Below are 15,248 nucleotides of genomic sequence, written 5' to 3'. Positions count from 1 at the left end.
CCGATAAATCAACCAGCGCAATGCGCGCGGAGGGAGTGATGCAAACTTACCAGACAGGCGATAGCCTGATTTTCAAAGTGCCGGAGCGCGAGATTTCCCTGCAGCCGGCGGCGCTCTATCCAGAGGCGTTCCCGGTAGCGGAGGCGGAGGCCGTTATTCAGCCGATTGCGCTGTCAATCCACAGCTGGGTGGTGCAGACCCCCCACGATCTGATTGTTATCGATACCGCCACCGGCAATGGTCGGGAGCGCGGCGGCAATCCGCTCTATCATCAACTTAACACGCCGTATCTGGAGAATCTCCGCGCCGCGGGGGTGAACCCGGAGGTCGTGACCCTGGTGCTACTGACTCACCTGCATACCGACCATGTCGGATGGAATACCGTCTGGCAGGACGATCGCTGGGTGCCGCTGTTTCCCAACGCCCGCTATCTGTGCTCGGCAAAAGAGCTGTCGCGGGTGAAAAACAGCGAACGCTACCGGGCGCTGTGGCTTGACAGCCTGCTGCCGGTGATTGAGGCCGGCCAGCTGGAGACCGTCGATGTGGCGACCCGGCCGCGGGTCGGCGGACGGATCGACTTTATTCCCACCCCCGGCCACAGTCCGGACCATGCCGCGCTGGTCCTCGCCGCTGGAGATGACTACGCCTGTTTCTCCGGCGATCTTCTGCATTCCCCGATCCAGTTTGCCCATCCGCAGTGGAATTCAGCGTTCTGCGGCGATCCCCGGCAGGCGGAAGTCTCGCGACGGGAGATGATGGCGTGGGGGGCAAGCCATCATGCTCAATGGTTCACCGGGCATTTTGCCGGGCCTTCCTGCGGCTGGCTGGAGAAGGATAAGCAAGGTGACTATCGTTGGCGAGAGGCCGGGAAACAGGCTGCAGATAAGGGGAACAGTGATGAATAATGCGCAAAGCGTGTTGGTTTTTGGCGCCACCGGTCAGCAGGGCGGCTCGGTGGCGCGGGCGCTGCTGCACCGCGGCTGGCGGGTTCGGGCGCTGGTCAGGGATCCTTTCTCCGCCGGGGCCGCTGCGCTGGCGGCGCGGGGAGCCGAGCTGGTCGTGGGTACCTTTGAAGACCGGGCGGCAATGCGGTCGGCGATGGCCGGGGTCGACGGCGTCTTCAGCGTCCAGCCCAGTTCGCCGGGAGGGACGGTGACCGATGAGCAGGAGGTACGCTACGGGATAACCATCGCCGATCTCGCCGTCGAGTGCGGGGTGAAGCATCTGGTGTACAGCTCCGGCAGCGCGGCGGGGGAGACGCCGACCGGCGTAGCGCATTATGACACCAAAGCGGAAATTGAACGGCATATTCGCCGCCTGCCGCTGGCGGCGACCATCGTGCGGCCCGCCACCTTTATGGAGCTGCTGGTGATGCCTGGTTTTGGCCTTGATGAAGGTCGTTTTCAATTTTTTATGTTGCCGGAGGGGAGAATGCAGGTGCTGGCGGTGGAGGATATCGGCCATCTTGTCGCGGCGGTTTTTGCCGCGCCGGCGCGGTTTGCCGGCAAGACGTTCGAGATCGCCAGCGACAGCGTGACCGGTCGTCAGCTGGAGGGGTTATTCTCCGCGGCGGCGGGACGGCCGATCCCCTATTCGCGATTTTCCGACGAGGTGCTGGCCGCCAGTCCTTTTCTGCACAAGCTGACCGGGCTGGTGGACGACGGGCGGCTGGCCGGGCACGCCGACCTCGACGCCCTGCGCCAGCTGCACCCGCAGCTGCACACCTTCGCCGGCTGGCTGGCAGGCCCCGGCCGTCCCGCCTTCGAGCGGGCGCTGACCAGCGGGGCTCGCTGGGCGTTTGATCGTTAAAGGCTGGCGTTCTGGTTACCCGCCAGGCGCGCTGTCTCGTCGGTGACCGGCCGCCGCTAGCCGGCAGTCAGGATCGCGTCGGCCAGCACCGCTAAAATCCGCTCTGCGCGCGGGGCATGGGACGGTTGCTCCCGCAGCCAGGCAAGCGCGGCGATCAGATCGAACAGCTCCTCTCCGCTGAGATCTGGCCGTGCCAGCCCGGCCTGCTGCGCGCGGGTAAGCAGCGACGTACCGGCGGCGCGCAGGGCAACGCAGGCGCTGTGCAGGGCGGACTCAGGATCGTCGATGGCGCTCATCAGCGGGGCGATGATCCCGCGATGCTGATGGGCAAACGCCACGCTCTCGGCCAGCCACTCCAGCAGCGCCGCGGCAGGATCGGCGGCGAGCAGAAGCGACTCAGCCCGGGCGGTTAGCGCCGCAAAGCGGCTGCGGAGCAGGGCTTCCAGCAGGCTGTCGCGGTTGGGAAAGTGGCGATAGAGGGTTCCCATTCCGACGCCCGCCCGGCGGGCGATATCGCGCAGCGAGGCCTCAGCGCCTTGCTCCACAAAGACGTCCCGGGCCACCTCGATCAGCAGGTCATAATTTTTTCTGGCATCAGCTCTCATTGGCGTTCCTTGACAATCGGAGCACTGCTCCATATATTCGGAACAGTGCTCCGTTAAATATAACGCATTTCCATATGAGGAGAAAGCGATGTCGACGCAGATGATGAAGGCCGTTCAACAGCACGCCTTTGGCGGGCCGGAAGTCCTGAGCTATGAGGATGCGCCCATGCCGGTCCTGCAGGCCGGTGAAGTACTGGTACAGGTGCACGCGGTGGGCGTGAACCCGCCGGACAGCTATCTGCGCGATGGCTATCAACAGCTGCCGCCGGAGTGGCGGCCCGAGGTCCGCTTTCCCTTGATCCTCGGGACCGATCTCTCCGGGGTGGTGGTGGCGCGGGCGGATGACGTCCGGGAGGTGGCGGTCGGCGACGAAGCGTATGCTATGGCGCGTTTTCCCGAAGGGGCGGCAGGGGGCAGCCGCGCTTACGCCGAGTACGTTAGCGTGCCGGTCAGCGACCTCGCTCGCAAACCCCTAACCCTGAGCCATCAGCAGGCCGCCGCGGTGCCGATGTCGCTCCTGACCGCCTGGCAGTTCATGATCGATCCCGGGCATGAGGTGGCGAATCCGCTGCAGCCGGGGCCGCATCGGCCGGTGCCGCTGGCGGGTAAACGCGTCCAGGTCAACGGCGCGGCAGGGGGAGTCGGTCATTTCGCCGTGCAGCTGGCGAAGTGGCAGGGCGCCGAGGTGATTGCCGTCGCCGCGGGCCGCCATGAAGCCTTTTTACGTCAGCTCGGCGCGGATAGCGTTATCGACTATACAACCACCGCAGTGGAAGAGACGGTGCGTGACCTGGACCTGGTCATTGATGCGCCGGGCGGGCCGGCCAGCGGCCGTTTTTTGCGTACCCTGCGACCCGGCGGCGCGCTGTACCCGATCTTTCCGCTCGGCTTTGCCGGGACGGAAGAGGCGCGACAGCGCGGAGTGACGGTTTCCACCACCCAGGTACGCTCCAGCGGCGCGCAGCTCGCCCGGCTTGCCGACCTGCTGGACGCCGGGGCCATCCGGGTTGCAATTGACAGCGTTTTCCCCCTTGCGCAGGCGCAGATGGCGCATGAGCGAGCAGCGCAGGGGCATCTTGAGGGCAAAATCGTGCTGTCGGTGATGGACTCGTCAGCCGGGTAATCCCCGACGGCCAGGGTCGCGTTTTTGCTTCTCCCGGCGGCGAACTAAAACAGCGCCAGCCGGGCAAGACGGTCCAGCGCGTTGCTCAGCGCCTCGTCCCCTGCGGTCAGGCTGATGCGAATAAATCCTTCTCCCCCTGCGCCAAAACCCGTGCCCGGCGCCACCAGAATATGCGCTTCCTGCAGCAGCAGGCGGGCAAACTCCTGCGAACGGTAGCCGGGCGGTACGCCGAGCCAGAGGAAGAAAGTGCCTTGTGCGTCACGCGCCGGCCAGCGCAGCGCGGCCAGTCGACGCAGAACCCACTCCCGACGTTGATGATAGACCGCCGTCAGCTGCGCAATCCGTTCGGCCGGCAGGTTGAGCGCGGCGATCGCCGCATCCTGAATCGCGCCAAACACCGTACTGTAGCTATGGGTGTGCAGCTTTTTAAACGCCCGGATAATCGAGGCGTTGCCGACCGCGAAGCCGAAGCGCCAGCCGGCCATATTAAAGGTCTTGGAAAAAGTATAGGTTTCCACTCCCCATGCTTTCGCGTCGGGCTGGGAGAAGAGGCTCAGCGGCGCATCGCTGGCCGCGCTGCCGATGGCCGCATAGGCAAAATCATGGAGGATCGGCACCTGGTGACGACGAGCAAACTGCAGCGCGCTGGCGAACAGCGCCGGCGTGGCGAGGGCGCCGGTTGGATTATGCGGATAGTTAAGCACCACCAGCCCGGCCTTGTCAGCGACTTCCCGGGGAAGATCGTTAAAATCCGGCAGGAAATGGTTCTCCGCCCTGAGCGGCAGGCCATAAAACGCCGCCTGGGACTGCAGCGCCGCCGAGCGGTAAATCGGATAGCAGGGATCGGTGGAGATGAGGTATTGCCCGGGGCTGAGCAGCGCCCGCGGGATGCCGCCTATACCGATATGCGACCCCTGAAACACGGCGACTTCGCTGTGCGGATCGAGTTCCACATCATACTGCCGGCGATAGAACCGGGCGATCGCCTCGCGGACCTGTGGTTTGCCCCAGAACGACGGGTAGCCATGGTTTTCACGACGATGAATAGCGCTCTGCAGCGAGTCGATTACTTCCGGCGGGGTGGGTTGATCCGGACTGCCGCTGGAAAGATCGATCAGCGGCAGCGCTTCGGTGTTGACCTCCGCGGCCAGTTTTTCCAGCAGGCTGAACAAATTCTCTTCCAGGGCGTCCACCAGCGGCGAAGCAGTAAAATCAGGCATAACATTCCCGGTTTAAATCACGAATAATTAACCATCTTTAAGGGATTTATAGCGGCTGGCTAAATAACAATATACGCAAAAGATTCTTGTTTTTAAGATATGTCGGTATAGCAAAAGTTAATGAGGAATTAGCAAAAGGAAATTCGGCGTTTTGGCTTACAACCCACAATCGGCTGTGATTTAATCGTTCAAAATCGCCAACCCTCCAGGAAAATACCTTATGAACAAGTCAGTTGCGCGCGGGATCGCTCTCGCCCTGTTGTCGGCCACCTCTTTTTATGCCGCCGCCGACGCTCATCTTATCCGCGTCGGCTTTAACCCCGGGCCGTATAAAGAACAATTTGAGAAAGGCGTCGCGCCCTATTTATTGAGTAAAGGGTATAAAATCGAATATAAGGATTTCAGCGACGGTATTCAGGTGAATGACGCGGTAGCCCGCGGCGATATCGAAGCGAATATTATGCAGCATCCGGTATATCTGAAAGCAATTAATGAGCGGCTGGGGATCGATAACGTGGGCATTGTGCAGGTCCCCACGCCGCCGATGGGGCTGTATGGTGGGAAACTGACCACCCTGGGGACCCCGGCGGCGGGCACCGTCGTGTCGGTACCAAACCAGCCGTCAAATGAATATCGCGCGGTACTGGTGCTGGAGAGCCTTGGCTGGGTGAAAATTAAACCAGACAGCGATCCGGCCACTTTTTCGCAGCGTAACATCGTAGATAATCCTTACAAAATTGTCCTAAAAGAGATGGATAATGCCCAGCAGGTTCGCGCTCTGCCGGACGTCGACTATGGCCTGATTCAGGGCAATTTTGCCGTCTCCAGCGGTATGTCCCTGACCTCGGCATTAAAGCTGGAAGCAGCCACCAGCCATTTTATTAATGTCGTGACCGTCGCCGGTAAAAATCAGAAGGCGCAGTTTGCCAAAGATATTATCGATGGCTACCACTCGGCCGAGTTCAAAAAATATATTCTCAGCCATCCGCAGTATGATGGTTACCTGCTGCCTGACTATTTAAAATGAATAACGCGATGATAGAATTTCGCCACGTCAGTAAAAGCTTTTCCAGGAAAGGACATCCGGTTCTGGCCTTGCAGGATATTAATCTCAGCATTGAGCGAGGCGATATTTTTGGCATTATTGGCTACAGCGGGGCAGGAAAAAGCACCTTATTACGGCTGATTAATCGTCTGGAAACGCCTGGCGAGGGCGAGGTACTGTTAAACGGCGAGCCGCTACAGGCCTGCAGCGGCCAGCGCCTGCAGGCGATCAAAAAAGATATCGGCATGATCTTTCAGAATTTTAATCTGCTTAATTCGAAAACCGTTTTTCATAACATCGCCATCCCGCTTATTTTACAGGGGCGCGACAAGGCCTTTATCCAGGCGCGGGTGGCGGAACTGCTGGCGTTCGTCGATCTGAGCGACAAAATCCACAGCTACCCTAATGAGCTGTCGGGCGGACAAAAGCAGCGGGTCGGTATTGCCCGGGCGCTGGCCACCAACCCGTCGGTCCTTCTGTGCGATGAAGCCACCTCGGCGCTCGACCCCCACACTACGGTGCAGATCTTACTGCTTTTGCAGGAGATTAATCGTCGGTATGGCATCACCATCGTACTGATCACCCATGAGATGTCGGTGATCCAGAAAATCTGTCACAAGGTGGCGGTGATGCAGGCGGGCCGTATCGTTGAACAGGGGGCGGTTTTTGATCTCTTTGCTCAGCCGCAGCATCCGGTCACTGCCAGTTTCGTGCAGTCGGTGGTGCACGACCGCCTGCCGCAGCGGGTGGCGTCGTTCCTGCAGCGCGATAACGGCGCCCGAGCTTTACGCCTCGAATTTGTCGGCGCGACGGCGCAGAAGCCGATTATTAACCACCTGATCCGCGAGTATGCTGTCGAGGTGAATATCCTGTTTGCCAGCATGTCTGAAGTTCAGGGCCGGATTCTGGGATTTATGATTATGCAGCTCCTCGGCGAGCCTGACGAAACCGAACGCGCCATCACCCATCTGGTCGATGCAGGAGTGAAAATCACCCATGTTTGATCTTATTGATACCGCCATCACCGGCGATCAGTTTCTGCTGGCGCTGCATGACACCCTGATTATGGTCGCCGTCTCGCTGGGCTTTGGCGCGCTGATCGGCGTCCCGCTGGGGATTGTGCTGGTGGTTTGCCGTCCCGGCGGCATCGTGGCCAACCCGGTGGTGCATCAGGCGCTGAATCCGCTGATTAACGTGCTGCGCTCGCTGCCGTTTATCATTTTGCTGATTGTGATCCTGCCCTTTACCAGACTGCTGGTGGGCACCACTATCGGCACCGCGGGAGCCATCGTGCCGCTGATCGTCTTTGTCGCCCCCTATATTGCCCGACTAGTGGAGAGCTCGTTGCTGGAGGTGGATGAGGGGATCCTCGAGGCTGCGGACGCCATGGGCGCAACCCCGCTGCAGACTGTCTGGCATTTTATGCTGCCGGAGGCGGCAGCGTCGCTGATTCTGGCCCTTACCACGGCGACCATCGGCCTGCTTGGTGCGACCGCCATGGCAGGAACGGTGGGCGGCGGCGGAATTGGCGACCTGGCGATCACCTATGGCTATCAGCGCTTCGACGCCTTTGCCACCCTCACCACCGCCCTGGTGCTGATTGTTATTGTCCAGCTTATTCAGACGCTGGGGACCCGCCTGGCTCGCCGGCTGCGTCGCGATTAATCGCTCTACCGCGCCGGGGTTGACCCGGCTAGCGTGCGCAGACCGCGGCGAAGGCGCTGGCTACCCGCACAATATTGCCGTGGTTGAGCCCGGCCACGCAGACCCGACCGCTGGCGATCAGATAGATGCCATGCTCTTGACGCAGAACGTCTACCTGATCGGCGCTAAAGCCGGTGTAACTGAACATGCCGCGCTGGGTCAGCAGATAGGAAAAATCCCCCGCCGGCAGGGCTGCCTGCAGGGCCTTCACCAGCGCGACGCGCATGGCGCTGATGCGGGTGCGCATGGCCTCCACTTCTTCCTGCCACAGGGCATTCAGCTCGGGATCGTTGAGCACCTGCGACACCACCTGGGCGCCAAACCCCGGCGGGCTGGAGTAGTTGCGGCGCACGGTGGCTTTCAACTGGCCCAGCACGCGCCCGGCGGCATCGGCGTTGTCACAGACCACCGACAGGCCGCCGACGCGCTCGCCGTACAGCGAAAAAATCTTCGAGAACGAGTTGCTGACCAGCGCCGTCAGCCCGGCGCTGGCGATGGCGCGAATGGCATAGGCATCTTCATCCAGCCCGCGGCCAAAGCCCTGGTAGGCGATATCAAGGAATGGGATCAGCTCCCTGCCGATCAGCACCTCAATCACGCGATCCCACTGCTCGCGGGTGAGATCGGCCCCCGTCGGGTTATGGCAGCAAGGGTGAAGCAGCACAATGCTGCGCGGCGGCAGCTGCTGGAGGGCGGCGAGCATAGCGGGGAAATTCACCCCGCGGGTGGCGCTGTCGAACCAGGGATAGGTATGTACCTCAAAGCCGGCGCCGGCAAAGATGGCAACGTGGTTCTCCCAGGTTGGATCGCTGACCCAGACCGCGGAGTCGGGGAAGTAGCGCTTGAGGAAATCAGCGCCCACCTTTAGCGCGCCGGAGCCCCCCAGTGTCTGGATGGTGGCGATGCGTCCGGCACGCAACGCCGGATGATTGTCGCCAAACAGCAGGGTCTGGACCGCGCGGCGATAGGGCGCCAGCCCCTCCATCGGCAGATAAAGGCTGGCCTTTTGCTGCTGACTCTGCAGCCGGTCAGCGGCCTGACGGACCGCCTCCAGCTGGGGAATAATGGCCTGCTCGTTATAGTACAGCCCGATGCTGAGGTTAACTTTGTCTGCCCGGGGATCCTGTTGAAAGGCTTCCATCAGCGACAGGATAGGATCGCCCGCATAGGCGTCAACGTTCTGAAACACAGTGGTTACTCCTGAAATGACCGTCAAAGGTGAAGCCATTACACCGCGTAGCGTCCGGGACGGTGGTTCATGGCGATAATCGAATTCAAAATCACGGCGCCGAGGACAGAGACCAGCAGCATCGGCAAGCTCACTACCCACAGCGAGGCGGTGACGATGCAGGCGTCAACCACCATCTGGAATTTACCGGCGCGGATGCCGCTTTTGTCCTGCAGATAGAGGGCCAGAATATTGACGCCGCCGAGGCTCGCTTTATGGCGAAACAGCACCACAAAGCCGATGCCGACCATGATGTTGCCGAAGAGGGTGGCGTAATAGGGGTTCAGGCGATCGACATGGATAAAGTAACCGTGCAGGTCAGAGAACAGGGACACCAGTCCGACCGCGCAGAAGGTTTTCAGCGTGAAGGCGGCGCCCATCCGCCGGACAGAGAGCCAGTAGAATGGCAGGTTAATGGCGAAGAAAACCACGCCGAACGGCAAGTGGGTGGCGTAGTGGATCAGAAAGGCCATGCCCGCCGTCCCGCCGGTCAGGGCGCCAGCCTGGCGAAAGAGGATAATGCCAAAGGAGATCATCAGCGTGCCGAACAGCAGCGCCAGGGCATCCTCCAGCCAGGTGTGGGTCAGTTTTTCAGGGGAAAGGACGTTATCCATAAATAAGCACTATCTTTTCGTTAACAAGGATAAGCTCTTGTTTGCAAAAATCGCACCAGAGGAGCGTGCCCTGGCGAGCGTTTGCGGAAAAAATAGCCGTGGTTTAGCCTAACCTGTTGTTCTGACAGGAAGAGAAAATTGCACGGGTCGTGCGTTTTATGGTTTCCGAATGCGTGAATTGTGCGAATTTGCCGCTTGTCGCGCATTGTCTGGCCCCGCGTCTGCACCAGCGCAGGGCACTGTGCCCCGGTTCAGCGCAGCGGGGTCGTGCCCGGCATCAGCTGGCCGTTCTCTTTCAGGCGGTTGAGCACGACGGCGGTTTTCAGATGGGCCACCCCTTTGTTTTGCGCCAGAATATGGCTGATCAAATGGCTCAGACCGGGCAGGTCCGGGACCGTTACCCGCAGCAGATAATCGGCGTCGCCGGTGGTTTTCCAGGCGTCCAGAATGGCGTCCACTTCACTGAGCATCTGATGAAAGCTCTCCACGCATTGCGGGGTGTGATTCAGCAGACGCACCTCAATCAGGCCAAGCATCTCCTGCCCGGCTGCATCCGGCGCCAGACGCGCATGGTAGCCGAGGATAAGCTGTGCCTGTTCAAGGGCGATACGGCGGCGCGAACACTGGGAAGCGGACAGGCCGATAAGCTCGCTCAGCTCCTGATTGGTTAAACGGCCATTGGCCTGCAGCAGGGTAAGTATTTTCAGATCATAGTCGTCGATGTTGTACATAGTGGCCACTAGCGGAACGTAAAAGTGGCTACCAGCCTAACAGTTTTTTGCCTGGCGTGAAGCCTGAGCGGACGGCGGCAAACCGGATGCACCAAAACGGGTCAGGTTCATGCATTAATCCGCTCTTTTTCTCATGATCTGTGCGTTATCTGGCCAGTTTTCGCGTGTGATGCGCCAGGTCGGCGCCGACATGACCAGCTACCGGAACTGATTTGAAAAGAATATTTGAATATATTTCAATTAATTAATTTTTGTCTGACGCTGCAAGGCGCTCCGCTGGCCTGAAAGTTGCTACCGGCGAACGTGACTTTTTACAGACAGGGGCAGGTCAGAGATGACAACGCAGCAAGAGCATCAGTTAAAACGCGGGTTAAAAAACCGCCACATCCAGTTGATCGCCCTCGGGGGGGCGGTCGGCACCGGACTGTTTTTAGGTATCGCGCAAACGATCCGTATGGCAGGCCCGTCGGTCCTGCTGGGGTACGCCATCGCCGGGGTTATCGCTTTCTTTATCATGCGTCAGCTTGGCGAAATGGTGGTAGAGGAGCCGGTGGCGGGGTCGTTCAGCCATTTCGCCAACCGCTACTGGGGGCCCTTCGCCGGGTTTATGTCCGGCTGGAATTACTGGGTGTTGTACGTGCTGGTAAGCATGGCGGAGCTGACGGCGGTGGGGATCTATATTCAGTACTGGTGGCCGGAGGTACCCACCTGGCTGTCGGCGGCGATCTTCTTCGTGGCGATCAACGCCATCAACCTGACGCACGTCAAAGTGTATGGCGAGCTGGAGTTCTGGTTCTCGATTGTCAAAGTGGCCGCCATCATCAGCATGATCGCCTTTGGCTGCTATCTGTTATTTAGCGGTCACGGCGGCCCGGCGGCGACGGTGGCCAACCTGTGGCAGGACGGGGGATTTTTCCCTAACGGCATCACGGGCTTGGTGATGGCCATGGCGGTGATCATGTTCTCCTTCGGCGGGCTTGAGCTGGTGGGGATCACCGCGGCGGAAGCCGACGAACCGCATAAAACCATTCCCAAAGCCACCAACCAGGTGATCTACCGTATTCTGCTGTTTTACGTGGGGTCGCTGGCGGTCCTGCTGTCACTCTACCCGTGGCGGAACGTCGTGGAAGGGGGAAGCCCCTTTGTGCTGATCTTTCACGCCATTGACAGCAATATTGTGGCCAACGCCCTCAATCTGGTGGTGCTCACCGCCGCGCTGTCGGTCTACAACAGCTGCGTCTACTGCAACAGCCGGATGCTGTTCGGCCTGGCTCAGCAGGGCAACGCCCCGCGTGCGCTGCTGCGGGTGAACCACCGCGGGATCCCATTGACCGCCCTGGCGGTATCCGCCGTCGCCACGGCGCTTTGCGTGGTGATTAACTATGTGATGCCCGGGAAAGCCTTTGCCCTGCTGATGGCCCTGGTGGTGGCCGCCCTGGTCATCAACTGGGCGATGATCTGCATCACTCATCTTAAGTTCCGCCGCGCCATGCAGCGGGCGGGGAAGGTAACGGCTTTCCAGAGTTTCGCCTATCCCCTGACAAACTGGCTGTGTCTGCTGTTTCTCGCCGCGATCCTCGGGGTGATGTATCTGACCCCGGACATCCGCATCTCCGTCTGCCTGATCCCGGTATGGCTGCTGATCCTTGCTGCAGGCTATCTGCTGCGCAGGAAAAGCGCGCCGGCGCCGGTGGCGGCGCTTGAGGAGCGTTAATCTGCGACGCCCTACCTGGCGGCAGGGCGATATTATTGCGCTGAAAATATATAGCGCCAATATATAGGATGGTTTATATAATTACGATAAATGATAACTAACAATATCACGCTGAATATAAATTAGAATGTGAGGAGACCGCGCGCTTTTTATTGATCTTGCGTACCGCTTTGCTACTATCCAGCCGGCATTGAGACTGTATTTAATAATGCCTGGAAATGGAATAGTAAAAACCATAATGGAGTAGGGTATGAAGCATGTGCACAAGCTGGCCTGGATAGGCCTGTTCGTCAATATTATTATCTGTTTTGTCGCGCGAAATTTATTACTTGATGAAGGACAGCTGAACTTCCATAGTCGGGCGGACGGCGTATGGTCCTGGCTGGTGCTGGCCCTGTTTATTGCCGTGGTGGTTCAGGCGATCAGCATAATGCTGTCAGGCCGCTACCCTTATCTGGCCATCGTCCTGGCGTTTGTTGGCGGCATCGTGATGGTGCCCGCCAGCGTGATCTTTCTGGTGGGTAGTCTGTTCAGCTTGCAAACGCGGATTAACGCCGGATTTACGCCCTGGCGATCAACCACGGCAGTGGGCGAGGCTGATAACCAGCAGCTATTAACCTTTAATGCCTCAGGCTTTTATCCCCAAGGGGCGCTGGCGCTCATCGCCGGGATCATTATTTTAATGATTGGCATGGGTATAGGCGGAGTATTTATTGCCGCTGGTATTGTTGCGCTGTGCAATGGCTATCGTCTGCAAAATCGGGTGGTGATTGGCGTGAGCGGCGAGTCGATGATATTTACGCCGGGGCTCTATGCCGATACCTACGTTATTCCCTTGCGGGATGTTGCCGTAGTTGAACGCAGCAATAATGATGCGAAAGTCCGGCTGCTGATCCGTTCCAGCGGCAGAAGCTTCACGTTGCGTAAAAAACTGCTCGCCGGCGATAAGGTTAATGACGCCTTCGCCGCCATTCTGGCAAAACTGACTACCGTTTAATGCTGGCAGAATAGAGAAGCCGCCAGGCGGCGCGAGGCGTCCTGGCGGTGAAAGGTGGGGTTAGCCTGCGCGGCTACCGCACCAGCTTGTCTCTTACGAACAGCACTGCCTGTTAATCCACGTTAGTAAAATAATCGCGCGCGGCGGTCTCGACGCGTTTCGCATCCAGCCCGGTCTTCTCAGTGATCTGTTCGATAAACGATTTAAATTTTTCGCTCATCACGTTACCCCCTTCCCAGTGGGCGACGTAAAATTTGCACTGATAGCGATAAAAATGGAGAGTGGTATCTCCTAACGTGTAATACATGCGCTTCTCCTGTCCGGTAGTACGGTTGCCGCGTCCACAGCGTCAGCAACCTCTTTCTCATTACGATCGATCTGCATTCTATCCTCCTCCCAATTGGCTGAAATTTCCAGCGGTGCTTTGCGCCATGGAGCAGGATAAAGCAATGTTAATCTGCGGATAGATAGTGATTTTTTCTAAGGTGGCGCAAAAGTAGCGGTTACCTGCGGGCCGCGCAGGTAACCGGAGAACAGGGCGGATTAGCGCAGCGTGTTGCGCTCGTCGTCGGACAGGTCCAGGGTCTGCACCATACCACTTTCAGCAGAGCGCACCGCCGCTTCCAGAACGGCCATCACCGCCAGCGCTTCCACCGGCGGCACCGGATTGGCGATCTGGCCCTTCAGCGCATCGCGGATCAGCATATAGTACTGGCGCTGATCGCCCTGCGGGGTAGCCTGCGCGTGGGCCTGCAGCGAGGCATCATAGATAACCAGCGGGTCGTCATCCTGGCCCCAGTCGGCGCTGCCCGGTACCACGCCCGCCAGCAGCTGGCTCTCCTGTTGGTCGGCCCGCGCTTTGATAACGCTACCTTTATCGCCGTGCACGGTGAAGCGCGACGAGCCGCCCGCGACCAGCATGCTGCAGTGCAGGATCACTTTATGCGCCGGGTAGTTTAATACCACATGCGCCCAGTCGTTGATCTCCGCCCCGTCGCGCAGGGTGGCTATGTTACCTTGCACCGACTGCGGCAAACCAAATAGCTGCAGCGCCTGGTCGATCAGGTGCGGCCCCAGGTCAAACCACAAGCCGCTGCCCGGGACGTTCTGCTCGCGCCAGCGGACGCGGACTTCCGGGCGGAAGCGGTCGAAATGCGACTCGAAGTGTTTCACCGCGCCGAGGGTGCCTTGCTCAATCACCTGACGGATCCCGAGATAGTCGCTGTCCCAGCGGCGGTTATGGAAGACGGAGAGCAGACGCTGTTTCTCCTCCGCCAGGGCGATCAGCTCCCGGGCCTCCTGCATATCGAGGGTAAAGGGCTTATCCACCACCACATGTTTGCCGGCGTTCAGCGCCAGGCGGGCCAGCGGGGCGTGCGTGGCGTTAGGGGAGGCGATGACCACCAGGTCAACGTCCGGATGCTGGACCGCTGCTTCCGGGGAGGCGATCACCGTGACGTCCGGTAGGTCGCGTTTGACCTTCTCTTCATCGCGGGAAGCGACGAACGCCAGGTTCAGCCCCGGCACCGAACGGATAAGCGGCGCGTGGAAGGTCTTACCGACGAATCCGTAGCCAATCAGGGCGATATTTATCGTATTGTTACTCATCAGGTTCTCCACGTTGTTAAGCGTCAGCAATATGTACAGAGAGGGCGGGGTCATCCCCCAGCTCAGCCCAGGGACGATCAAGAAAAAGATGGTGAATGTCGCTGAGCCCGGCCACCCGCCACGGTTCGCAGCGGTTGAGTTTGGTATGGTCCGCCACCAGCCAGTGCTCGGCGCTGGCGGCCAGCATGGCGCGTTTAACGTCGGCATCAGCTTCCTGGCTGGCGCTCAGCCCCAGCCCGGCATGGAGCGCGCAGGCGCCGAGAATGGCGATATCGGCCCGGTAGCGGGTGACCAGCGACAGGGTGGCGCTGCCGGCGAACAGTCGTTGTTTACTATCCCACTGACCGCCAAGCAGGATCAGCTGGATATCGGCACGGTCGCTGAACAGCTGAGCGATATCCAGAGAAGCCGTGATCACGGTCAACGGCCCTTTCAGCTGGGCTGCCACCGCCAGCAGCGTGCTTCCGGCGTCGAGAAACAGCGTCGAGCCAGAGGGAATGCGCGCGGCGACCTGCTGACCCAGGCGCTGCTTGGTCTGGGTGAGAAGAGCGTTTCTGCCCTGACGCGTCATGGCCGGGACGTTAAGGGCGATAGCCCCGCCGTGGCTTTTCTGCAGCACACCCTGTTGTTCCAGGTCGCTCAGATCGCGGCGAATGGTATCGGCCGACACCTGCAGCTCTGCAACCAGTTCGCTGATGCTCAGCTGACCGGTTTCGCTAAGCCTGTCGAGAATATGTTTTTGCCTGGCGAGCTTATGCATGGCCATTGACTCCGCAAATTAACGCAATAAACAGCATAATACAGCAAGAAGTTGCAAAATAAACGGCAAAACGTCGCTCTGTATGTGTTG

At 59.5% G+C, this 15,248-nt stretch carries 16 protein-coding genes; 8 read left to right on the top strand and 8 right to left on the bottom strand.

Annotation, left to right across the window (positions count from 1 at the left end; translation table 11 throughout):
* Nucleotides 1–35: 35 nt before the first annotated feature.
* Both AB1E37_RS13945 and AB1E37_RS13940 read left to right on the top strand, forming a co-directional pair.
* Nucleotides 36–905, top strand: a complete 870-nt coding sequence (locus AB1E37_RS13945; protein ID WP_164996054.1) for an MBL fold metallo-hydrolase — start codon at nt 36–38, stop codon at nt 903–905.
* Complete coding sequence (locus AB1E37_RS13940; RefSeq protein ID WP_004224397.1) at nt 898–1,809, top strand: NmrA/HSCARG family protein; 912 nt, start codon at nt 898–900, stop codon at nt 1,807–1,809. Before AB1E37_RS13945 ends, AB1E37_RS13940 begins: the two co-directional genes overlap by 8 nt.
* A 56-nt stretch (nt 1,810–1,865) precedes the next feature.
* Here AB1E37_RS13940 and AB1E37_RS13935 read toward each other — a convergent pair whose 3' ends face one another.
* A complete protein-coding gene (locus AB1E37_RS13935; protein ID WP_004224398.1) occupies nt 1,866–2,414 on the bottom strand; it encodes a TetR/AcrR family transcriptional regulator in 549 nt (182 codons plus the stop codon).
* An 88-nt stretch (nt 2,415–2,502) separates the two neighbouring features.
* Here AB1E37_RS13935 and AB1E37_RS13930 point away from each other — a divergent pair, with 88 nt between their 5' ends.
* Nucleotides 2,503–3,537, top strand: a complete 1,035-nt coding sequence (locus AB1E37_RS13930) for an NADP-dependent oxidoreductase (protein WP_032447512.1) — start codon at nt 2,503–2,505, stop codon at nt 3,535–3,537.
* Between the two features lie 44 nt (nt 3,538–3,581).
* Here the strand turns inward: AB1E37_RS13930 and AB1E37_RS13925 are convergent, their stop codons facing one another.
* Nucleotides 3,582–4,757, bottom strand: coding sequence for an aminotransferase class I/II-fold pyridoxal phosphate-dependent enzyme (locus AB1E37_RS13925; protein ID WP_004148182.1), 1,176 nt, complete (start codon nt 4,755–4,757; stop codon nt 3,582–3,584).
* A gap of 220 nt (nt 4,758–4,977) precedes the next feature.
* On the opposite strand from AB1E37_RS13925, the gene AB1E37_RS13920 reads away from it, so the two are divergent.
* Genes AB1E37_RS13920 through AB1E37_RS13910 form a run of 3 tightly spaced genes read left to right on the top strand, consistent with a single transcriptional unit; the run spans nt 4,978 to nt 7,467 of the window.
* Complete coding sequence (locus tag AB1E37_RS13920) at nt 4,978–5,784, top strand: MetQ/NlpA family ABC transporter substrate-binding protein (RefSeq protein WP_002902393.1); 807 nt, start codon at nt 4,978–4,980, stop codon at nt 5,782–5,784.
* A gap of 8 nt (nt 5,785–5,792) precedes the next feature.
* Complete coding sequence (locus tag AB1E37_RS13915; RefSeq protein WP_031591168.1) at nt 5,793–6,806, top strand: methionine ABC transporter ATP-binding protein; 1,014 nt, start codon at nt 5,793–5,795, stop codon at nt 6,804–6,806.
* The gene (locus AB1E37_RS13910) at nt 6,799–7,467 is read left to right on the top strand and encodes a methionine ABC transporter permease (RefSeq protein ID WP_002902397.1); all 669 of its coding nucleotides are present in this window, start codon (nt 6,799–6,801) and stop codon (nt 7,465–7,467) included. The genes AB1E37_RS13915 and AB1E37_RS13910 overlap by 8 nt, the downstream gene beginning before the upstream one ends.
* A gap of 28 nt (nt 7,468–7,495) precedes the next feature.
* On the opposite strand, the gene AB1E37_RS13905 is transcribed toward AB1E37_RS13910, so the two are convergent.
* From AB1E37_RS13905 to AB1E37_RS13895, 3 genes are all read right to left on the bottom strand, one after another.
* Nucleotides 7,496–8,695 (bottom strand): amino acid aminotransferase, encoded by a 1,200-nt coding sequence (locus AB1E37_RS13905; protein ID WP_032447513.1) that lies wholly within the window; start codon nt 8,693–8,695, stop codon nt 7,496–7,498.
* Nucleotides 8,696–8,733: 38 nt separating this feature from the next.
* Nucleotides 8,734–9,348: a YitT family protein gene (locus AB1E37_RS13900; RefSeq protein WP_004176405.1), complete on the bottom strand. Its 615-nt coding sequence runs from the start codon at nt 9,346–9,348 to the stop codon at nt 8,734–8,736.
* A gap of 251 nt (nt 9,349–9,599) precedes the next feature.
* Nucleotides 9,600–10,079 (bottom strand): Lrp/AsnC family transcriptional regulator, encoded by a 480-nt coding sequence (locus tag AB1E37_RS13895; protein ID WP_002902405.1) that lies wholly within the window; start codon nt 10,077–10,079, stop codon nt 9,600–9,602.
* Between the two features lie 334 nt (nt 10,080–10,413).
* Between AB1E37_RS13895 and AB1E37_RS13890 the strand changes: the two genes are divergently transcribed.
* Together AB1E37_RS13890 and AB1E37_RS13885 are read left to right on the top strand one after the other, a co-directional pair.
* Nucleotides 10,414–11,793, top strand: a complete 1,380-nt coding sequence (locus tag AB1E37_RS13890; RefSeq protein ID WP_002902408.1) for an amino acid permease — start codon at nt 10,414–10,416, stop codon at nt 11,791–11,793.
* A 250-nt stretch (nt 11,794–12,043) separates the two neighbouring features.
* Complete coding sequence (locus tag AB1E37_RS13885; protein WP_002902411.1) at nt 12,044–12,790, top strand: hypothetical protein; 747 nt, start codon at nt 12,044–12,046, stop codon at nt 12,788–12,790.
* Nucleotides 12,791–12,902: 112 nt separating this feature from the next.
* Here the strand turns inward: AB1E37_RS13885 and AB1E37_RS13880 are convergent, their stop codons facing one another.
* From AB1E37_RS13880 to AB1E37_RS13870, 3 genes are all read right to left on the bottom strand, one after another.
* A complete protein-coding gene (locus AB1E37_RS13880; protein ID WP_004176404.1) occupies nt 12,903–13,097 on the bottom strand; it encodes a hypothetical protein in 195 nt (64 codons plus the stop codon).
* Nucleotides 13,098–13,333: 236 nt separating this feature from the next.
* On the bottom strand, nt 13,334–14,452 hold the full coding sequence (locus AB1E37_RS13875) for an oxidoreductase (RefSeq protein ID WP_020803981.1): 1,119 nt from the start codon (nt 14,450–14,452) through the stop codon (nt 13,334–13,336).
* Nucleotides 14,415–15,158 carry a DeoR/GlpR family DNA-binding transcription regulator gene (locus AB1E37_RS13870; protein WP_020316476.1) on the bottom strand — a complete coding sequence of 248 codons (744 nt, stop codon included), beginning with the start codon at nt 15,156–15,158 and terminating at the stop codon, nt 14,415–14,417. The genes AB1E37_RS13875 and AB1E37_RS13870 overlap by 38 nt, the downstream gene beginning before the upstream one ends.
* Nucleotides 15,159–15,248 lie beyond the last annotated feature (90 nt).

It is taken from the genome of Klebsiella sp. Shm-1, assembly GCF_040804525.1.
Lineage (GTDB): Bacteria > Pseudomonadota > Gammaproteobacteria > Enterobacterales > Enterobacteriaceae > Klebsiella > Klebsiella pneumoniae.
This window is presented reverse-complemented; position numbering and strand designations above follow the sequence as displayed.